The 20,738-nt window shown below is 55.8% G+C and carries 18 protein-coding genes; 6 read left to right on the top strand and 12 right to left on the bottom strand.

Annotated features, from left to right (window positions below):
* Nucleotides 1-37 precede the first annotated feature (37 nt).
* The 3 genes from HGO37_RS14670 to HGO37_RS14660 are packed head-to-tail and all read right to left on the bottom strand — an operon-like array spanning nucleotide 38 to nucleotide 3,608.
* Complete coding sequence (locus HGO37_RS14670) at nucleotides 38-2,029, bottom strand: iron ABC transporter permease (RefSeq protein WP_250983946.1); 1,992 nt, start codon at nucleotides 2,027-2,029, stop codon at nucleotides 38-40.
* Nucleotides 2,026-2,868: an ABC transporter ATP-binding protein gene (locus tag HGO37_RS14665; RefSeq protein WP_250983945.1), complete on the bottom strand. Its 843-nt coding sequence runs from the start codon at nucleotides 2,866-2,868 to the stop codon at nucleotides 2,026-2,028. The genes HGO37_RS14670 and HGO37_RS14665 overlap by 4 nt, the downstream gene beginning before the upstream one ends.
* A complete protein-coding gene (locus tag HGO37_RS14660; RefSeq protein WP_250983944.1) occupies nucleotides 2,865-3,608 on the bottom strand; it encodes an AraC family transcriptional regulator in 744 nt (247 codons plus the stop codon). The genes HGO37_RS14665 and HGO37_RS14660 overlap by 4 nt, the downstream gene beginning before the upstream one ends.
* 302 nt (nucleotides 3,609-3,910) lie before the next feature.
* Between HGO37_RS14660 and HGO37_RS14655 the strand changes: the two genes are divergently transcribed.
* Together HGO37_RS14655 and HGO37_RS14650 are read left to right on the top strand one after the other, a co-directional pair.
* Nucleotides 3,911-6,115, top strand: coding sequence for a TonB-dependent siderophore receptor (locus tag HGO37_RS14655; protein WP_250983943.1), 2,205 nt, complete (start codon nucleotides 3,911-3,913; stop codon nucleotides 6,113-6,115).
* Nucleotides 6,109-6,984 (top strand): ABC transporter substrate-binding protein, encoded by an 876-nt coding sequence (locus HGO37_RS14650; RefSeq protein WP_250983942.1) that lies wholly within the window; start codon nucleotides 6,109-6,111, stop codon nucleotides 6,982-6,984. Before HGO37_RS14655 ends, HGO37_RS14650 begins: the two co-directional genes overlap by 7 nt.
* 15 nt (nucleotides 6,985-6,999) lie before the next feature.
* Here HGO37_RS14650 and HGO37_RS14645 read toward each other — a convergent pair whose 3' ends face one another.
* The 9 genes from HGO37_RS14645 to HGO37_RS14605 form a co-directional block, all read right to left on the bottom strand.
* On the bottom strand, nucleotides 7,000-8,073 hold the full coding sequence (locus HGO37_RS14645; RefSeq protein WP_250983941.1) for a saccharopine dehydrogenase family protein: 1,074 nt from the start codon (nucleotides 8,071-8,073) through the stop codon (nucleotides 7,000-7,002).
* A complete protein-coding gene (locus HGO37_RS14640; RefSeq protein WP_250983940.1) occupies nucleotides 8,070-8,858 on the bottom strand; it encodes an amino acid ABC transporter ATP-binding protein in 789 nt (262 codons plus the stop codon). The genes HGO37_RS14645 and HGO37_RS14640 overlap by 4 nt, the downstream gene beginning before the upstream one ends.
* Before the next feature lie 12 nt (nucleotides 8,859-8,870).
* The gene (locus HGO37_RS14635; RefSeq protein ID WP_250983939.1) at nucleotides 8,871-9,536 is read right to left on the bottom strand and encodes an amino acid ABC transporter permease; all 666 of its coding nucleotides are present in this window, start codon (nucleotides 9,534-9,536) and stop codon (nucleotides 8,871-8,873) included.
* A gap of 192 nt (nucleotides 9,537-9,728) precedes the next feature.
* Nucleotides 9,729-10,646, bottom strand: coding sequence for a 4-hydroxy-tetrahydrodipicolinate synthase (gene dapA / locus HGO37_RS14630; RefSeq protein WP_250983938.1), 918 nt, complete (start codon nucleotides 10,644-10,646; stop codon nucleotides 9,729-9,731).
* 26 nt (nucleotides 10,647-10,672) lie between these two features.
* Nucleotides 10,673-11,416 carry a dihydrodipicolinate reductase C-terminal domain-containing protein gene (locus HGO37_RS14625; protein ID WP_250983937.1) on the bottom strand — a complete coding sequence of 248 codons (744 nt, stop codon included), beginning with the start codon at nucleotides 11,414-11,416 and terminating at the stop codon, nucleotides 10,673-10,675.
* A gap of 11 nt (nucleotides 11,417-11,427) precedes the next feature.
* Nucleotides 11,428-12,828 (bottom strand): aldehyde dehydrogenase family protein, encoded by a 1,401-nt coding sequence (locus tag HGO37_RS14620; RefSeq protein WP_250983936.1) that lies wholly within the window; start codon nucleotides 12,826-12,828, stop codon nucleotides 11,428-11,430.
* A 14-nt stretch (nucleotides 12,829-12,842) separates the two neighbouring features.
* Nucleotides 12,843-14,180 (bottom strand): FAD-dependent oxidoreductase, encoded by a 1,338-nt coding sequence (locus tag HGO37_RS14615; protein WP_250983935.1) that lies wholly within the window; start codon nucleotides 14,178-14,180, stop codon nucleotides 12,843-12,845.
* On the bottom strand, nucleotides 14,173-14,427 hold the full coding sequence (locus tag HGO37_RS14610; protein ID WP_250983934.1) for a 2Fe-2S iron-sulfur cluster-binding protein: 255 nt from the start codon (nucleotides 14,425-14,427) through the stop codon (nucleotides 14,173-14,175). The genes HGO37_RS14615 and HGO37_RS14610 overlap by 8 nt, the downstream gene beginning before the upstream one ends.
* A complete protein-coding gene (locus HGO37_RS14605; protein ID WP_250983933.1) occupies nucleotides 14,424-15,599 on the bottom strand; it encodes an NAD(P)/FAD-dependent oxidoreductase in 1,176 nt (391 codons plus the stop codon). Before HGO37_RS14605 ends, HGO37_RS14610 begins: the two co-directional genes overlap by 4 nt.
* A 150-nt stretch (nucleotides 15,600-15,749) precedes the next feature.
* On the opposite strand from HGO37_RS14605, the gene HGO37_RS14600 reads away from it, so the two are divergent.
* The 4 genes from HGO37_RS14600 to HGO37_RS14585 all read left to right on the top strand — a co-directional run bounded on the left by HGO37_RS14600 (nucleotide 15,750) and on the right by HGO37_RS14585 (nucleotide 20,679).
* The gene (locus tag HGO37_RS14600) at nucleotides 15,750-16,679 is read left to right on the top strand and encodes a LysR family transcriptional regulator (RefSeq protein WP_250983932.1); all 930 of its coding nucleotides are present in this window, start codon (nucleotides 15,750-15,752) and stop codon (nucleotides 16,677-16,679) included.
* A 166-nt stretch (nucleotides 16,680-16,845) separates the two neighbouring features.
* Nucleotides 16,846-17,673 (top strand): transporter substrate-binding domain-containing protein, encoded by an 828-nt coding sequence (locus HGO37_RS14595; RefSeq protein WP_250983931.1) that lies wholly within the window; start codon nucleotides 16,846-16,848, stop codon nucleotides 17,671-17,673.
* Between the two features lie 549 nt (nucleotides 17,674-18,222).
* Nucleotides 18,223-18,453 (top strand): hypothetical protein, encoded by a 231-nt coding sequence (locus tag HGO37_RS14590; RefSeq protein WP_250983930.1) that lies wholly within the window; start codon nucleotides 18,223-18,225, stop codon nucleotides 18,451-18,453.
* A 216-nt stretch (nucleotides 18,454-18,669) separates the two neighbouring features.
* Nucleotides 18,670-20,679, top strand: a complete 2,010-nt coding sequence (locus HGO37_RS14585) for an aq_1923 C-terminal domain (protein WP_250983929.1) — start codon at nucleotides 18,670-18,672, stop codon at nucleotides 20,677-20,679.
* The last annotated feature ends 59 nt before the right edge of the window (nucleotides 20,680-20,738 follow it).

Below are 20,738 nucleotides of genomic sequence, written 5' to 3'. Positions count from 1 at the left end.
AATTTCAAATGGCGTCATTTTTGGCGCTGACAAAGCCTCAAGAAACCGAGGTTTTTCTTGAGGCTGTTGGGCGCATTAACAGCATAAAAAACGGTGCGCCGAGAACTGCGGTAACGACACCCGCAGGTAGTTCAAGCGGCGCAATAATACTACGGCCAACAAGGTCCGCCACGGCCATGAGAATGGCACCTGTCGCCATGGCAACCGGTAGACTACGCGCGTGGCGTGGTCCTGCCAAAAGGCGGGCTGCATGGGGTGCAAGCAACCCGACAAACCCGACTGTTCCAATGGCCGAGACGGCGATAGCACTCGCAAATGCTGCGTATAACAACGCCAGAAGACGGGCGCGATCCGTTTCAACTCCGAGTGCGCGTGCCTTTTCGTCACCCAACACAAGTGCGTCCAACTGACGGCTGCAGAAAAGGCCAACACTTGCCAGGACGATGAGCCATGGCAGCATGGCCCATGCATCATCATATCCTCGGCCATGGGTTGACCCGCTGAGCCAGGACAGCGCCTGCGCCGTCTGCAATCTCGCTTCGACAACGATGATGGTGCCGATTGCTCCAAAACTGGCTGCGATTGCGATGCCGGCCAGAATGAGCTTTTGTGGTGATCTCCGTGGACCGAGTACCATCAAAAGGACAACCGCTGACAGGGCGCCTGCGACGGTCACCAACTGAAACATCGATGTGCCGGGAACAAGGCCTGAGAGCAGGGCAATCAGACTGAACAACGCTGCGCCTTGCGAGAGACCGAGCGTTTCCGGGCCACAAAGCGGATTACGCGTGACCGCTTGCAGCGCCACACCGGAAGTTGCCAGCAATGCGCCGCACCCCAGAGCAATAAACAGCCTTGGGGCGCGTAAATCGAGGTTTGCGACAAGGGCACCAAATGACGACGAGACGCCATCTCCAATCGTCAATGCTGCGATGATCACCAGCAGGCCAACCGCAACAATCACACTGGAAAGCATTGATAAGGACAGGCGATTGGCAGTTGAAGGTGCCGCCATACGGCTCTCACCACCTGCTTTTGTTGTGTTCAAAAGCAACAGCATGGCAGGAGCACCGAAGCAGGCAACTGCGACACCGGCCGGTACAATAATGCCACTACCAGCCAGTAATTGCGTGATCATGTCGGCAGTTATAAGGGCGTTTGCACCCCACAGCGCGGCCAACGGTAATTGACGGTGATGGCGTGTGACGCCAATAGCGCGAAGGGCATTGGGGACGGCAAGCCCGATAAAACCGATCGGGCCAGCCAGTGTTACGGCAGCGCCCGCCAGGATGACGCCAGCAATCAGGCCAACCAGTGTGGTTGTGCGGGTCACGCCCAGGCTTGCAGAGGTCTGTTCCCCCAAACCCAATAGATCAAGCTGCCGGGCGATCAAGAGAAGTGCAATACATGATGCGATGATGGCCGGCCCCGCCATTAGCACTTTCGACCAGCCGGTTTGGTCAAGAATGCCGGCAGACCAGAGTATCAAACCGGATGCGCGATCATCAGCCAGCAGGACGATTGCCGAGGCTATTCCTGCAAAACATAGGGATATGGCGACGCCGGCTAACGCCAATCGGCCCGGTGGCGCACGAAACCCGCCAGCAAGTGCGATGCAGGCAACGGCGCCAACAGCGCCCCCCATGGTTGTTGCGATGATCGATGGAATTGCAACAGGCAGCAGGAGTGTCGAAATGACGAGGAACAGCTGCGCTCCGCTGGTGACCGAGAGGATATCCGGTGCTGCCAGTGGGTTGCGAAGGACGCTTTGAAACACCGATCCGGCGATTGCCAGTGCTGCGCCAACAAAAATAGCCGCGACAAGTCTGGGCGCACGAATGGTTTCCAATACGGTTTGAGCCAAGCTGGTGGGACGTGTCGGAAACGTGACAACATCGCTCCAGTTCACCAGCTTGCTTCCCATGCGAAAATCGAGAACAGCCAGCAGGACGATTAGCAAGAGACCAATTGGCCAGGCAAATGCGGCCAGGAACGGCCTTAATCGCACGGGTGCGTTTGCTGCTGTCATTCTGCGAGCCGCAGAGTGTTGGTGCTGTCGGCGTTACCCACCCAGTCGATAAGGCAGTAACCGCGATCATGGTTGCGGGGGTGAGGAACGATATCGACCTTGCAGCCAAAGGCCTGTTCAAGCAGGTCTTCCTGCAAGACGTGACCTGTCGAGCCAGCCGCCAACACCTTGCCTTTGCACATCAACACAATGTCGTCGGCGATATCCATGACCTGGTTCAGGTCGTGAAGTACGGCAACGATCGTCAGGCCTTCCTCTTTGTTAAGTTGCCTGAGCAGCGTCAACAGTTCGGCCTGATGGCGGATGTCAAGAAAGCTGGTTGGTTCATCAAGAAACAACAGTTCTGGCTCCTGCGCCAAAGCCATTGCGACCCAGGCCCGCTGGCGTTCACCGCCGGAGAGTGTGGAGAGTTCTCGGTCGCGCAGGGCATGCAGATCAACACGTCTTATGGCGCGGTCGATAAGGTCACGGTCCTCTACTGAAAGACGGCCAAGCCAAGGTCTATGTGGATGACGGCCCTGTTCAACCAGTTCCTCGACCGTCAGGCCCAACGGAACTTCCGGAGACTGGCTCATGACCGCAACCCGGCGGGCAATATCACGCCGCGACAATTGGGATAGTGGCTGGCCCGACAGCAGAACCTCGCCTGACGTTGGCGCTTCCAGTCCTGCCAGAGTTTTCAGAAGCGTGCTTTTACCTGATCCATTGGCGCCACATATGACGGTGATGCGACCGTGAAGCGCCTGCACATCAAGGTCGCGCAGTGCAAAGGCCTGGTCGTAAGCCACAGCCAGTCCACGGGCTTCGACCGCGGGCACATTTGTGTTTTCATCGCTCACACCACGACCTCGCGCATGGCTTTGCGCAAAGATGACAGGCTGCGGTAACCGACATCTGCTGCCGCTTCATCAAGTCGTGCACCTTCGGCCTGCCTGCGCATGACATGGGCCATACGCAAACGGCGCCGCCATTCGGCAAAACTCATGCCGGTCTGGGTGCGGAATTTTCGTGTCATTGTCCGGCGGCTCATGCCAAGATTGTCGGCCCAATCGTCGATGTCAAGATCGATCGATGGGGTTTCGGAGAGGTCCTTGCACAAGCGCTGCAGCCTTTTGTCGCTGGGCATTGGTAGTGCAAATGGCCCTTCTTTTGCGCGGGAAATCTCATCAAGAATGAGAGCGGCAAGGTGGCCACCCCGGCCGTTCTCGGCATAGAGCGTCGGTTCTTCAATAAATGCTCCAACCATGGCTGACAGCAGAACAGAGGTCGAGATAACCCGCGTCGGCTCCCAGTTGAGCATCAATGCCCCATCCGGCTCGATATAAAGCGACTGCATGGAGACGCGACCATGAGACGTTACGGCATGTGGTACGTCGGGCGCAATGAGAAGGCCGTAGCCGCTGGGGATGATAAACGAGCTGTCGGGTGTACGGGCCGTCATGAAACCGCCGAGAATTTGCAACAATTGACCCCGGCGATGGCTATGCCAGCCGAAGTCGACGCTGTTTTCATAAATCCGCGACATTGCGGCGACAGGGCGGGGCACGTTCTGAAGTTCGCCGGCCTTTTGCTGTTTCATCTCGTCTCCCAATCGGAGGCCCTGTCACAACAGGGAAAAATCCGTGGATAGCTTAATCATGGCCGGAGCATTAGCCGGTGCTATCAAATTTTTCAAAGATAAATTTGACCCGATTTGTTCGGATTTCTCAACATCGGTCCAAATGGGTCGCTTTGTGGCCCGCCAGAGTTTCAATTTGACCTGACAATGGTGACTAGAAAAGTCTACTTAACCTCAAAATCATACGAGACGCCCATTCATGACTGCCTACACAGTTGGCAGGTCTCGCTTGAAGCCGTATCACGCTCTTCAAAGGCCGCAAAATGCATAACACCGCTTCGACCTCTTGCACCCCCTCGATCCTGTCCGCCCGACGGTCACGCGTTCTGTTGATGTCTGGTGTTGCCATGATTGCGGTTGCCGGTTTTGGTGAAAGGGCCTTTGCGGAGGAAGAGACTGATGCAACGCGCCTCGCTCCGATCGTTATTCAGGGGCAAAGCAGCACCAAGGGTGCGCGCGTTGAACAGCGCGGTTACGTGGCAAAGGACTCCGCATCGGCCACCAAAACGACAACACCGATTGCCGAGACGCCTCAGTCCATTTCGGTGATTACACGTGGAGCCATGACTGACCGCGCCGTACAGACGGTGGCTGACAGCCTGTTATACAGCTCCAACGTCAATGGTCAGCGTTATGGCAATGATCCGCGCTCGGACTATTTCACCATTCGTGGTTTTAGTGCTGACCTTTATCTCGACGGTCTGCGCGTTCCACAGATCGCCAACCAGACCGGCGGCTACGCAGGTTTTCGTGTAGAACCCTATTTCCTGAACCGTGTCGAAGTGCTGCGTGGACCGAGTTCTGCCCTGTTCGGCCAGACGAATGTAGGTGGCGTCGTCAACATGATTAGCAAGGATCCTTCTGATCAGGCCGGTGGTCAGGCTTATGTCAGGTTCGGCAGCTTCAAACAGAAGGAAGTTGGTTTCGATACCACAGGTCCGCTCGGCAGCGGATCAGACCTGACCTATCGCGTTGAAGGCGTGTTGCGCGACAGCGATACGATGAATGATTTCGGCAAGAACGACCGCGTCGCCATCAGCCCAACGGTGAAATGGTCGCCGGATGAAGACACCAGCATCACGGTTTACGGTGCTTACATGAAGGATGATGCCGGTCAGGTGCCGTCGCTTATTCCGGCGCTTGGCAGTGTCTATCCGAACAGTCTCGGACTGACGATCCCGCGTAATTTTTCCGATGGTGACCCATCACTGGCAATCTACGACAAGGAAACCGCCTATATCGGTTACCGTCTGGAGCATGCCTTCAACGACGATCTCACGTTGCGACAGAATTTCCGTTATTCCTATCTCGATGTGAACTATCAGAACCTGTATGCCACTGGCTTTGCCGCCTCCCCGACAACGCTTGCACGTACGGTTTACAATGCGCAGCCGACGCTCAACGCCGTCGCGCTTGATACCAATCTTGAGTACAGGTTTGATACGGGCCCAGTCAGCCATACGCTGTTGGGTGGTGTCGATCTGCAATGGCAAAATCTCGTCAATGAGACCGGAACTAAGACTGGCACTGCATATAACCTCAACATTTTTAACCCGATCTACAACATCGGTGTGACGTCTGCTCCTATCAGGACACATCTTGATCAGACGCAAAAACAGGCTGGCATTTATCTGCAGGATCAGATTGAACTTGATCGTTTCCGTCTAACGATTGGCGGACGTCAGGACTTCGTAACCAACGATTCCGATAGCATTGCATACGGCACTCCTGACACGCTCACGCAGCAGCGCCGAGATTACCACGCCTTCACCGGCCGCGTTGGCGCAGCTTATGTGTTTGACAATGGCTTTATCCCTTATGCGGTCTATTCGACATCGTTCTCCCCGGTTCTCACTTTGGCACCCAAGCCTCTGAAACCAACGACCGGTGAGTTGAAGGAAGTGGGCGTCAAATATGCGCCAGAGGGTGAAGACTACAATGTGACGCTGTCTGGTTTCGAAGCGACGCAGCAAAACGTCGTGCAGCGCATCTCGGGCGAGTATTTCCAAACCGACGAAGTGCGGGTTCGTGGTATCGAACTTGAAGCCAATGCCACCCTTTGGGATCGCTTGAATGTGACGGCCGCCGCAAGCTGGCAGGACCCGGAGGTGACGCGCAGTCAGACGGCGACACAGGTTGGCAAGCTGCCATATACGGTACCCAAGCAGCAGCAGTCGATATTCGTCAGCTATGATGTGCCAATGCCGGACGCCTGGGATGGTAAACTGACCATTGGTGCAGGTGCGCGCCACATTGGCAAAACGGCGGGAGATACCAACAACACGTTCTTCGTGTCGGGTTACACACTGGTCGATGCCTTTGCACGGTATGAATATGACCGTTATTCATTCCAGCTCAATGGATATAACCTTGCCGATAAGGACTATGTAGCCGGTTGTAACACCACCACGCAGTGCTACTACGGTCAGGGACGCACCGTGGTCGGTACAGTGAGTGTGAAGTGGTAACAGAACTAGGCAGACGATCATTCATCACCGGCGTGTCGGCTTTGGCCGTCGCGCCGATGGCGTTTGGCGCGACGGCCTCCAAGCGCATCGTTACGCTGGAATGGACCTCGACCGAAATTGCACTGTCGTTGGGCAAGTCGCCAGTCGGCTGCGCCGAACCGTCCGGATACCGAACTTGGGTCAATGTCGCCAATGACAAGCTCGATCATGTGACGGATGTTGGCCGCCGACAGCAGCCAAGTCTTGAGGCTATCCGCAATTTGCAGCCTGATCTCATCCTGTCGTCGCGCTTTCGCCATGCATCGCTTGCCCCAGCACTTGGTGAAATAGCCCCTACTCATCTGCTTGATGACCAAGCCGGTGACGGGGATATGCTGGCAGCCGTCTACCAAAGCGTTGGTCAGGCGGGCACCGCTCTGTCCCTTGAGCGCGAAGCTAAGGCGCTGTTTGCGCAATTTGACAGCAATATTGATCTCTTAAAAACCAAATCGGCAGGGCAGATTTCCGGCCGAAAATTGCTGGTCGCGCAACCGCTACCCGGCGTTCCGCGTCTACGGGTCTTTGCGCCCAATTCTGCCATATCGATGCTGTTGAGCCGGGTCGGGTTTTCAACCGCGCTGGACATGGACCCGCAGCCGTTCGGCTTCGCCACCATTGATCTCGAGGGACTGGCCGCGCTGGATAGCGAAACGTCGCTATTCTTGTTGTCAGAGCAATTGCCGAGCGAGTTGAGCGATGCTGCTCTATGGCCGGTCCTGCCACTTGTGGCGCAGGGGCATGTGCTCCTTGCCTCCACGCCCCATTGGCCATTTGGCTCCACTGCATCGCTGCAGAGGCTGGTCGAGGACATTGTCCAAACCTTTGCATGAATAGTCGACTACCAGTTATTGCAAAAGCGGCTTGAGAAACGGCGATGCCAGAAGCGCATCCGTATCAATGAGGTGGTGTTCGACATGCCCATGCGGTTCAATCTTGCCTTGGCTTAACATCGACAAGAGAGCGGCTGCATAACCTGTTGCGCCTGATATCAGTGCGTTGAACGGGCCAACGTCCTTGTTTGGTGCAAACCGATAGGACTTTGTCCGTTCGGTGGGCAACCTGCCACGATAGCCGCGTGCGGTTACCACAAGGAGCAGAATGTCGTCTTCAATAACCGGTAGGCCATTGTAGAGCAGCGAACGCAGCATATCGCGCCGATGACGCAGGTTGAGATCATCAAGCATAAAACGAATATAGTCGAGATGGCCCGGATAGCGGATGGTCTTGAAGGTCAGGTTTTTCGGTGCGGCATGCGAGAAGATCGATAGCGCCTCTACCCCGCCGGATGTAATGAACTCTTCGTAGCTCACCCCATCAATACTCAACCGGCCGTAATCTTCCAGGGGTGTCAGCATAACTGGCTGCCCATCCCTGATCGCGGCACTCGGCCGGGTATATTCATCGATCAGCCCGTCAACATTCCAGATTTGCCCGTAACCGAGACGGTTGGTTGGGTAACGCGGGATGGCGCCGACACGCATGGTGACGTCGGTGACAGGTGAAAATGACTTGAGCAGGTCGCAGGTGACATTGCCAATCAGACCGGGAGACACACCACATCCGCTAAAAACTGCCCGGTGTTTTGACAAGGGGTCTAGTATCGCCTGTGTTTCGGGTCTTGGGCAGGTGAAATCGAGATAATGAACGCCCGCTCTGGCTGCAGCCTGTGCAACATCTGCGACCGCGGGTTCCGGCACTGCTGCAACGACAACATCCTGCCCTCTCAGATGGGTCTGCAAATCCTCACCGTGTCGAACGGCTTTGACAGAGGCATCTATCTCCATCTGTTGCAAGCGTGACAAAGCTTCTTCCGAGCGGTCAACGACCTGAATGGAAAATTCGCCACTTTTCGACAAGGTTCGGGCCATGGCGACGCCGATTTCTCCGGCGCCGACGATGCTGACGTTGAGTTTTGTCACAATGTCTGCCCCCTGAAACGCTGGACAAAGCCTTGCAAGCGCGGATTTTTCGGGCGCAGAATGACTTCATCTGCCGTTCCGGTTTCAGCAATCACACCGCCGTCGAGAAACAGCACGCGGCTTGCCACATCGGCGGCAAAAGCCATTTCATGCGTCACGATGGCCATGGTCATGCCCTTGTCGGCCAACCCACGAATAACCGCCAGAACCTCGCCGACCAATTCCGGGTCAAGCGCGCTCGTCACTTCGTCAAGCAGCAGGACTTCGGGTTCCATAGCCAGTGCCCGGGCAATCGCCACACGCTGTTTCTGGCCACCCGAAAGATGAGCCGGATAAGATGCGTGTTTCTCGGCCAATCCCACCTGCCCGAGCAAATCCATCGCCAGTTCTTCCGCTTCGCGTTTTGGCCTCTTGCGGACCACGATTGGCCCTTCGGTAACGTTTTGCAGCACCGTTTTATGCGGGAATAGATTGAAATGCTGGAAGACCATGCCGACATGGCGACGCAAGGTACCGATGCCGACCGCCTCTCCCTTGTCACGAAAACTCTGGCCAACGACTTTCCCGCGAAAGCGAACCGTGCCGCCGGTCGGCGTTTCCATCATGTTGAGACAACGAATGAAGGTTGACTTGCCAGAGCCCGAGGGCCCGATCAGTGCGACCACCTCGCCGCGCTTGAGGCTGAGATCCAGCCCCATGAGAACCTCATGCGTACCATATGCCTTACGAAGCGCTTGCGTTTCGATGACAGGGACATTGTCGTGTGTGTGCTGTGTCATGTTCATGCATCCGTTCCGTTAGTCGCTGACTCTGAGGCGTCGTTCGATCCAGTCTGCAGCCTGGGTAAGCGGCAGGAGCATGGCGATGTAGAGGCCAGCCATTAAAGTGTAGGATTCCAGCGGCCGGTAGGTCTGGCCGTTGACCACCGCTGCCATGTAGGCGAGGTCAGCAACCGAAATGACCGACACCAGCGATGTGTTTTTGAACTGGATGACCGACTGGTTGATAAAGGATGGCAGCACCCTTTTCATCGCTTGCGGTAGGATGATGCGGGTCATCGACTGCCATGGGCTCATGCCGATAGCGGACGCCGCTTCGCGCTGTCCCTTGTCGATCGAAACAATGCCGCCCCGGAAGATTTCAGCGTAAAAGGCACCGACATAAAGCGACAGCGTCAACATGGCTGCCAAGCGATTGTCGATCGAGCCGCCGATCAGCAACGGAAATGCGTAATAGAACCACAAGAGCTGCACCAAGAGCGGCGTACAGCGAAAGATTTCCTGATAGATGCGGGCAATGGCCGAGAAGATTTTCCAGCCGGAAAGCCGTGCTGCACAGGTCACAAAACCGATGATGATGCCAAAAAATATCGAGCCGAATGTATAGACGACAGTGATCCAGAGGCCCCAGAGAAAGAGGTCCCAGTACTGCCATACGGAGTGGAAGTCCCAGCTGTAATTCATCGCTCACCTCCGGTTGTCACGGCCGCGCATAAAAACGGGCAATACCCGCGCGGGGACCGCAGCTTCTCATCGGTTCGTTTTGTCATTGTTGTTCCCTTGTCTTTTGCGTCAGCCGCTGCAAGGTAACAGCAGCTGACGATTTGATAGTGCTATGTCCGCTACAGGCGGACAATGCAAAGCTGATGGCGCTGCTTATCGCATTTCTTGGAAGGCGACAGACGCACTGGCAAAACGACCTAGAATTCCAATGAGCTTTTCGCGGTTCACGTCCGATACAGGCACCATCGGCAGGCGCATTTCCGGTCCCGCGAGGTTGGAGAGTGCCAGGGCAGCCTTGACCGGGCCGGGATTGGACTCGATGAACATTCCGTCCGTCAGTTCGGCGATCAGTTCGTGAAGCGCCAGCGCGCGCGCCGTGTCACCCGACTTCCAGGCCTCGACAAGCTGAACCATTTCGCGCGGGGCAACATTGGAGACAACACTTGTAACGCCGGCGGCACCTAGCGACAGGAACGGAAGGGTCAGGCCATCGTCGCCGGAATGGATGATCAAGCCCTCCCCGCATGCCGCGCGAAGCTGCGTCACACGCGATGCTGAGCCGCCAGCTTCCTTGATTGCAATGATGTTGTCATGGCGGTGCATGAGTTCGGCGCAGGTTTCCGGCGCAATCTCGACACCGCAACGGCCCGGAACCGAGTAAAGCATGATCGGCAACGAGGTTTCTTCTGCGGCTGCACTGTAGTGAGCCAGAAGTCCGGCCTGCGTCGGTTTGTTGTAGTAGGGCGTAACGATCAGCAACACATCGGCGCCCGCCTCTTCGGCGCGCTTCACTTTTTCGATCGTTTTCCGGGTGTCATTGGCGCCTGCTCCAGCCATGACAATCGCGCGGCCGGCGGCCAGATTGACGGTGCGCGCAATCAGCATATCGGCTTCATCGTCACTCAGCGTTGCTGCTTCACCGGTTGTGCCAACAGGCACAAGTCCGGCGACACCGGCTTCGAGCTGTCGCTCAATCAATGCATCGTAGGCGGGCAGATCGACGCTGCCATCCTTGAAAGGGGTAATCAGGGCAGTGAAAACTCCGTTGAAACGGTCATGAATGTTCTGCATGGTCCAAGTTCCTCTCTTTATCTCGTTCAATCAGCCAGACTGTTGGCCAAGCTGTAGCGCCCCGCTGGGTGTTGTCTTGAAACCAGCCACTGCGCGGCGGCCAACGCACCTTCCGCGTAAGCGGCCAGTGTTTCGACGCGGTAGCTGAAAAATGTACGGGCCGATCCCATGGTGAAGCGTACTTCGTTGATACCGACTGTCTCACCGATACGATCAATCAGGATGACCGGCTCTGGTGCGGGAAACCCCATGGTGAGGCTCTGTGCTTCAAACAGATCCCGTGCCAGAAGCCGCGACGTGCCGGATGGCTCCGCCTTCTTGCGGGCATGATAGGTTTCGCTGATCGTCACTGTGGCGTCTGGCATGCGGCGGGCAAAATCGATCACTGAACGCCGGAATGCTTCAAAACCATGGGCGAAATTCGCGCTGATCATCAACGGTCGGCTGGTGGCAAATGCCGTCAACTGCCCATCATCTTCCGATGTGAAACCAGTGGTACCGATGACCACGGGAATGCTCTTCGTGCCGAGCAGGTCCTGCATCGCAAGACTTGCCGCAGGAGTGGAAAAGTCGATCATCACATCGCTGCGGGTCTTTATCCAGCGTTCCGCCGGGCGATATTCAACGCTGCCGCCGGCAACCGGCGTACCAACCAGCCTCGACTGCGGCGAAACGAGTGCCGCAACCAGTTCCAGTCCCGGATTGGCAAGGGTGAGCTCAATGAGACGAGTACCAACCCTGCCGGATGCGCCGAGAATAGCAATGCGCATGGCGTTACTCCTCAGTCGATGACGACTTTTGGTTCCGACATCTCGCGTAGAGCAATGCGAACACCTTCACGGCCAAGTCCAGAGCGCTTCACGCCGCCAAACGGCACGTGTTCGGCCCGGAAATCTGGTCCTTCATTGACCATAACGCCCCCGACAATAAGATCCCTTGAGAAGGTCTTGATCAGCGCATGGTCATTGGTGAAAATACCCGCCTGCAATCCGTAGGCACCGGCATTAACCTCGGCAATCGCTTCAGCCGGGTCGGAAAATGACCGGATTGCGATAACCGGACCGAATGTTTCATCGGCAATGACTGGCGCATCTGCCGTGACATCGGTCAACACGGTCGGGGCAAATACCGTGCCGTCATGGGAGCCGCCGGTTAGCAATCTTGCACCCGATCCGGAAACGCTTGCCGCGATCCGATCAGCCACATTCTTGGCTGCAGCAAGGTCAATGACAGTGCCCATGTCGGTATCCTCATCCGACGGGTTTCCAAACTCCACGGCATCAACGGCTGCCAGCAGTTTTTCTGTGAAAGTTTTTTCGATGTCGCGGTGCAGATAGAGCTTTTTGACAGCTGCGCAGCTCTGACCGGCAATCTCAAAACGATGTCCGATGGTGGTGGCGACTGCCTTGTCGAGGTCAGCGTCGGGCAGGACAAACAGCGGATCGTTGCCACCCAATTCCATGAGGCAGCGGATCAACCCGCTAGCGTTCTTGAGTGCCAGTCCGGCAGCCGAACCGCCGGTGAAAGACAGCAGATCAATCGGTGACTTGGCCAATGAAAGGGCCGCCTCAGCTGCACCATGTACCACCTGGAAAAGATCGGCGGGCCATCCAGCCTTCAAGGCAAGTTCACGCAGGCGTGCTGCGGCGAGTGGTGCCTTGGGAGATGGTTTTGCAACGACTGCATTTCCAGCAGCAATTGCCGGGCCCAACTTGTGGCAAAGCAGGTTCAGGGGGTAGTTGAATGGTGTGATGGCGCCGATCACGCCGACTGGTTCGTAGGTAATGGTTGCCAGACGGTCGGCGCCGCCTTCGACGATAGCGCAGTGCAGGGCTTCACCATCCAGAAATGTTGCCGCATCTCCTGAAAGCCGCAGCGTGTTCTGTGCTCTGCGAACCTCGTTACGCGCCTCGCGGATTGTCTTGCCCATCTCACTGGAAATGGTCTTGGCAAGATTTTCCGCGTCGGCGGCGATTTCCAGCGCCAGTGCATTCAGCATTGCGCGCCGGACCGCCGGAGTCGAATGGCGAAACTCGCTCTGGGCTGCCTTGGCACGTGTGATGGCTGCGGCGATCTCGAGAGGTGAACTGACGGCTATTTCACCAACCGGTGCATCGTTGAATGGATTGCGGACGAGGATCACCTTGGCTGTATCAAGTATCAATCGCTGCGCTTGAGTCATCTCGGTAAACCTTTTCAATTGTTATCGTGGGGAGTGGAGTTGGCGCCAGTCAGCGCCGCGATGGAAACCGGACGTAACGGCCAGCGGCGTCCGGTGAGATCCTGTGCGGTGGGCGCAATGTTGCCCGGATTGAGTTCAGCCATGAGAGCGGCGGCATTTGCCGCGCAGAAACGGCCCTGACAGGCGCCCATGGCAAACCGGCCGTTGTGTTTGACTTCGCGTCCGCTCAGCAGATCTTCTCGGTCACAGAGCTGGCGAAGATCACCGATTGTCTTGCCTTCGCATCGGCAAAGCACGGTTTCGTCAGGCAACTGGTTGAAGACCGAGGATTGATCGGATGGTGCAAAAAGGGCTGACAGGGTGTCCTGCGCCTTGCGGGCACGACTGATTATTTTTGATACGTTTGCCGCAGCCTCTTTACCGGAAAGAATGGCGACTGCTGCCTCGCCTGCCCGTCTGCCATCAGCATCGGCTGCAAAAGCACCCAAAGCTTCGCGGCAATCACCTGCCCGCAGAACGAACGGGCTTGACGGGCTGTCTGTGACCTCTGGCGGCAGTCCAAAATCGTTCGGGCGAATACCATCATGCAGGCCGATGCGATCCGCCGTGATAGTCTGGGATTTGCCATCTTTATGGCGAATGGTTGCAAGGAGTGCAGTTTCATTGCGCTCGATTGCCACCAGGCGTGCAGCACGTATCCAAGGAATACGCCGGGCATATATATGCGCAAGATATCCGACTGCCTCACGGAGCAGTGAAAGATGGGGCAGCATTGCAAAAGAGGGTCCCACTTGTTGGAGTGGATCACCCGCCTCGACAATGGCAACGGGTGGATTGCCCAACTTGGCCATCTGCGCGGCAACTGCAATCAGCAAGGGTCCACTTCCCGCAAGAAGGATATTCCCCTCCGGTGCCCGGCCCGTTTCTTTCATCATCACTTGCAAACCACCGGCGGTGGACACGCCGGGAAGATGCCAGCCCGGCCTTGGCAGGACTTTTTCGACAGCACCACAGGCAATGATGACACCCCGTGGACGGCGCTGCTCAATGTGTCCCGTGCGCCTGTTGTCCAGCAAGACCACTCCGTCGCCATCCACGCCGAGGAAAACCGAATTGTGGTGCACCGGGATACGGGCTTGCGAAAATTTACTCAGGATCGCATGCCAACGAGCCTGTGTCTGCGCCGTGTGGCATGACCTTTCAACGCCAGCAATCGGTTGGCGGTAGATTGCACCGCCGAGAGTGTCGCGTTGTTCAACGAGTTCAACCATATAACCGGCGCGCGCGACCTCCGTCGCCGCAGCCATGCCGGCGGGCCCACCACCGATCACGAGAACATCTGGTTCAACCATGTCTGTTCTCCATCGGCTCCACCCGCATGCCAACTTTGGCCGGAGTGATGCAGGCTTCCCGGACTGTGCCGTCAATGCGCATGGCGCAACATTGGCAGGCGCCGATGCCGCAAAAATACCGTGTTTCCTGTCCCAGTGCGTCATGGCCGAAGCTGCGGATGCCGGCTGCGTCCAAGGCTGCCGCGACACTTTCACCCACACGAAACGGAATATTCTGTCCCATCCACTCAAACGTCATTGCGGTCATGCTGCCACTCCACAACTGTTGAAGCGGGCAGGATTAAATGCGGAGATATCAAGATCAGTTTTTTGATCGCAAATCAGTTGCGCGATAGCCTTGCCGGTTAACGGGCCAAGGCAAATGCCATCCCCTTCAAAGCCTGTTGCGACATAGCCGTTTTCCAGACCGGGAATTCGCCCTACCAGCGGTAGACCGTCAATAACAGCGGTGCGAACGCCCGAAAAACTCCGTAACAGCCTCACGCCTGCCAGACCGGGAACGAGATCGACGGCGCTGGATAATATCTGCGTCACCGCATCGATATCGTTGGTTTCGCGACGGCCGAAATCTTCGCGGGTACCGCCGATCAGGAACTGCCCTGTGGTGAGCGGATCAATAACCAGTCCGAGGCCACGCGATGCTGTTGCCTGCGCGCCTTTCTGGCTGCCTTTGCTCAGGAGATAGCGGCCGGACATGATGGCGCCGGGCATTAGGGCATTCAGTGCCGGTGCCCGTTCGGTCACCAGAAGCTGGCCTTTTCTTGGTGTCAGCACATCTGACAAACCAAGGAGCTTGGCGGACCCGTTGCCGGCCGCAATAACAACCGCGTCGCCCCTGAGATCACCGCGGTTGGTGGCAATAGCGGCGATACGGTTACCGCCCTGTTCCACGCGGATGCCCTGCACCTGCGTGTCGCGGTAAACTTTGATTTTTGCGGCGGTCAGCAGCCGGTGAACGATCTGATAACCGATGGCGTGGCCTTCACCATGCACCTCGACAGCCATTTTCGCCTGTCGCGAAAGTGCCGGAAATGAATGGTGCAAGGCCGCGTCACTAAGCGTCTTTACAGTGACCCCGGCACTTGCAAGTGCTGCCGAATGGGCGTCCAACACAGCGCATTCATCGTCGGACGCTGCAATGATGAAGGTCGAGCGCCGTTTGAATGCTCCTGCAAACAGGCCCTCATCCGCCAGCTGCCCATAGAGTGCGACACCCTTCATGGCTGCGGTCATCATAGGGCCTGGACGCTTGCTTGCGACCGAGACGGCGCCGTCTGCAGCTCCGGTTGCTTCGGCAGCAGGTGCGGATGCATCAACCAACCTTACCTCTGCGCCACGCTGGGCCAGAAAGTAGGCAGTCGCAGCACCGACGATGCCGGATCCGACGACGATAACGCTGAATGAAGAGCGGGATTGCATAAATTTCTGGCCGACCTTGTTGCTTGTCGCCCGATATTGGCGGAGGCTGGCCTTGTCCGTCGATACAAGATGATGACGTTACTTGGTCACGAAATTTGTATCCGCTAAAAACTCATCACTCTCTAGAAAAGAGGGAGGGGGACCAAAGTCATGGCCAAGATAAGCCTTACACTCATCCAGACATTTTATCAGGTGGCGCGCCTGGGATCGTTTTCCGGTGCGGCACGAGAACTCAACTTGAGTTACCAATCAGCCGCCAATCATGTCCGGCGGCTGGAGCAAATTCTGAAAGGTAAGCTGATCGATTCAGAACAGGGCGCCAAGCGGATATCGCTCACGCCGCGCGGGCGCGCACTTTATAATCTGTTGCATCCAGAGCTTGATATCATGCTCGAACGGTTGACAAAGCTGATCGAGAACCAACGTTCGTCACTTCGCGTTGGCATGCCACAGGCGATTTTCTATTACCTTTTCACCAACATATTGTCGCGGTTCCGCGAGGTCTTTCCGGAAATCGAGTTCGCAGTCTATGAACGTGACACCGTGCTGGCTGAACTGGTCAAGAACGGCAGTCTCGATGTCTGTATTTCCGAGCGATATTTTGGTGATCCGGTCGTGCCGCAGCGATTGCTTGGCAGTTACAGGCTGAGTTGTGTTTATCCTGAAAGCTGGGGCGACCTTCCTGACCCGCAGGATATACCAAGCTGGGCGGAGGGGCGGCCGTTCATAACCTACGAGCCCGGGCAGACCCTTCGAAATCTTGCCGTCGATTTTCTGGCGCGTGACGGGGCAATCGTACAACCTGTTGTGTCCACTTCAGGCAGTTCCAGCGTCAAGCGTTGTGTGGCCGATGGACTGGGCTTTTCGATCATTCCATCGTGGTGTGTCGGACCGAAAGATCACACGATCCGCAGTAAAAAACTCACCAATCTGCCAGAGGTGCGCGTCTATTTCGGAACCGCAGGATTTCTGCAGAAACACCCGATGGTACAGCAGTTGTTCGACGACTGTCGCCGCGAGCTTGTCGGGCCGGTGCTCGATCCTCCACGGGCTAGCGAGCTTTCGCTTCCCCCGCTGTGAGCACGACATATAAAAAAGCCGATAAGTACGTCCGCGTCTCTAGCATTGTCCCCTGTCAAATCACGGATAGGCTGGTTCTCGCCCGCTTGGCCTCGTGGACTGGACTTTCAGGAGCGCGGGTCGCGGACAGTAAAAAATATTCCGGGGAACATAGGAGAACGAGATTATGAAATTATTTTCCAAGCTCTGTGGTGCGGCAGTGATGGCACTGTCACTGTTGGGCAGCACCATTGCCTCAGCTGGAACAATCGATGATATCCGTAGCCGCGGCGTCCTTCGTATCCCGGCTATTCTCAATGAAACGCCCTATTTCAACAAGGACCCGCGTACGGGCGAGTGGCAGGGATTTGTCATCGACATGGCAAATGACATTGCCAAGACGCTCGACGTCAAACTTGAAGTGGTTGAATCCAGTTGGGCCAACGCCATCCTCGATGTACAAAGCGGTAAGGTCGACATGGCTTTTGCGGTTACTGCAACGCCAGTTCGCGCCATGTCGGTGTCGTTCTCTGATCCGACCTATTACAACAGCTTTGTCATCGTTTCCTCAAAAGATGAGCTCAGCGGCAAGACCTGGAATGAGCTGAACGATCCCAAATACACATTTGCGGTGGATCTCGGCTCTGCACAGGACCTGATCACCCAGCAATATCTGCCAAAGGCCAATATTCTGCGTTTCAAGACCCGCGACGAAGCCATTGTTGCTGTTACCACTGGCAAGGCCGAGGGCTTGGTCAACACCATGTTGAACGGGCTCGTGATTTCAAAGAAGGCACCAAACATCGGGTCCGTACAGGTCCCTACTCCGGTATTGTCGACACCGTCGGTGATTGCCCTCAACTACAGTGTGGACGAGCCTTTCAAGACATTCGTGTCCGCTTGGGCAGAATATAACCGCCGTATTGGCAACAATCAGACCTGGATCCTGAAAAGCCTTGAGCCATTCGGCATTACGCTGACAGACATTCCTGATGGCTTCGGCTTTGGCGGCTGATCGTTTTTCTGTCTAACGACTGTCCTTTCCTTCTAAAACGAAGGGAAGGATTTCTGCATTCCGGCCGCAAGCCACACGACATCGTTGATTGCAGCCCAACTCCACCGCGCTAAAAGCGCGATTTTTTGCTTTGCTGGCAGAGTGCTGCCTCGAAAAATATCTGAAACTATAGCGAGAAACGAAAAAGCCTGCCGCGGGAGGAGGTGCGGCAGGCTTTCGAAAGAATTGAATAGCGACTGGGAGGAGGATGCCGCTATTCTGCCAGACGTCCCTTGGGAGGAGGAGTGGGCCGTCTGATGACGAAGCTTTGCGGGAGGAGGTGCATCGCTTCGTTGAGTTAATGAATACGATAAAATGCGTGCCTTCGAAATAGCCAATAGCGCAGTGGAGCTATGCAAAAATAGATGATCACTTTTGGTTCACGGAAAAGATCAGTCGAAACGTGCGGAAGACTTCCGTTATTAAGATTCTGTGAACATCACTCATCCAGTAGGACAGGCAGAAAATTTGTGATATCCGGCCGGTTTTACGAATGAGAGGATAAGTACCGTGAGCGACCAGACAGTAGCTGAGGTAACTGACAAGATTTACGCATCGATCCAGTCGGACAATGCGGACATTGACCTGCATATTGCTGACCTCAAGCAGGCGTTGGCGCGTGAAGGCGCCAAGGAAGCGGTTTTTGATCCGGCAAAATTGGCCCATAACAACCGCTCCGGCCGTAAGTTGATGCAGGCCTATTTCCGCCAACGTGGCGTGACCGTGAAGTTTTCCGCGTGATCCTGATGGTGCTATCGCGATATTTTCGGTCCTTGGCTGTGATACCGCTGCCGCAAATTTGATCCCAGGCTCGGTCACTCCTGGCATGGGTGGCCACATGTTTTTGCAAGGTGTTGATTTATCACCGGCGCTTGTCTCCGTCCGGGCTTGCGAAGCAACTTTCGCGTGCTTAAAAGGCGTTTCGTTTCAATTCTGTATAGTAAGAGGACCAACTTCGTGGAACAAGCAAACAACCAGACCGTCAAGGGTCGGCGCAAGGCGCTATTTGCAGCCGTTGCAGTGATCGCAGTTGCAGCCGTCGGCGTCGTCGGGGTTAAGACTGTCTACGAAGGCAAAGTGAAGGATTTCATCGCCAGCACTGGCGGCACAGCTGAGGTCGTCAAGGTCGATTTTCTCGGACGCATTCATGTTCGCAACTTTGTGCTGCCACAAGCCGATGGCGGCAATCTGCGTATTGCGGCGGCTGATGGCCGCCAGGAATTTTTGTTCGTCAAAAGCGATCTGCAGGTAAATGGCGTTGAAGTCGAGACACAATTGGTCAACGCTTCGATACCGCATATCCGTTGGGAAGAGCCGGCTTTCTATAAAAATATCTCGCACGACGCCTCTCCTGCTGACGTGATTGCAAGCTTTTCCGCAAAGCGTATTTTTATTCCTGAAATCATCGCGACTCAAAAGGTCGCCAATACCGGCCAGAAGACAGTTTACAAAGATGTTGTCTTCACAGGGGTGGCCGATGGCAAGATCGCCCAATATTCGGTCGATAGCAGCAGCTATGATGTCACGGTCGATCTGCCAGAGAGTGATGCCGCGACCAAAACGAAGAATATGCTGATCACGACCGGTGCTATCGCAGGTGAGAGCATTGATGTTGCCTATCTTGTCCGGCTGTACACTGAAAAGGCTGGCCCTGACGACAAGGACGCAAAGCTTGTCTATGGACCGGTTACGGTCAGCAAAATTGCTTTCTCAGACGGTGAGACGAAGTTCACTTATGATGAGATGATCAGCAAGGGGGTCAGCTCGCGCATGCCATCGGAGCCCCTTATGGAGACTTTGAAGGCACTATCAACAGCGACAAACTATGACGATCTCTCACCTAAAGAGAGGCAGGTATATTTTGGCAAGTTTCTTTCTCTCGTCGACATGATGGGCAAGGCCGATTTGGAGCTGCGCGGCCTGACTGTCGACGCCCCAGATACGGCGAGCGATGAAGAAGGAAAGAAGCTAAAGCTGGTCGTTGATAGTACTTTTTTGCAAATGGACGGTCGCAAGCTCAATGTCGGCCTGCACGGCTTGAAAATGGGTAGTGGCGACGACAAAATCGAAGTTGCTGAGGCCAGCCTTACGGGTTTCGACTGGGGTTCGTCGCTCGAGGGCTTCGGCAAGTTTGTGAGTCTTGAAGAAGACGAGATGGCCAGCTTTCCATTCAGCCAACTGATGCCGGAATTGGGCACCATTCGCGCTGCAGGTATCAATGTTGATGTGACGACCCCAAAGACAGATGATACGGCAGAAGGTGATGAAGCGGCGGCGGCGGTGCCTGAGCGCGTTCAGTTCCAGCTCAAGAACTATGAGATGGCACTGACCAAGCCATTTAACGGCATTCCAACCGACATCACGATCAAACAGGAAGATTTGACGCTTCCAATCCCTGAGAATTCTTCGGATGAAACCTTCGTGCAGTTGCGCAAGATGGGTATGGAGGTTCTGACCGTCTCCTACGGGCTTGCTGCAAATTGGGATGAAGCAAACAAGAACCTCGTCATCAAGGAAATATCTGCGAATGGCAAGGATATCGGCAGCATCAATTTTTCCGGTCTGGTGAGTGGCTTTGGCGAGGAGTTTTTCTCGTTTGATACCACACGTATGCAAGGGGCGCTTTTTGGCCTCGCTGGCCGCGAAGTGAAGATGACGATCAAGGACGAAGGTCTGATTGACAAGGCCGTGAAGCTCTACGCGGCGCAAAACAACATGACCGAAGATCAGGTGCGGGGCATCTTGACGGTCGGTGCGACCATGGGCCTGCAGGAAATCACGGCCACCCAGCCACAACTGCAGGGCACTGCTGACGCCGTTCTTCGCTTCATCAACGCGCCAGGCACATTGACTGTCACGATCAAGGCCAAAGGTCCGAACGGCCTTGGTGTTCTTGATCTGGCAGCCGCATCGCAAAATCCGATGTATCTGTTAGGCCGGATCGATATCGAAGCGACCGCTGAATAAGCGCGACCCAAGAAGTCGGCGGCTCAGATCTGTGGGCCGCCGACGAACTTTAAGGCGTG

This window comes from Rhizobium sp. CG4 (assembly GCF_023701965.1).
GTDB lineage: Bacteria > Pseudomonadota > Alphaproteobacteria > Rhizobiales > Rhizobiaceae > Agrobacterium.
The sequence above is the reverse complement of the archived record's forward strand: the minus strand, read 5'-3'. Positions and strand labels throughout refer to the sequence as shown.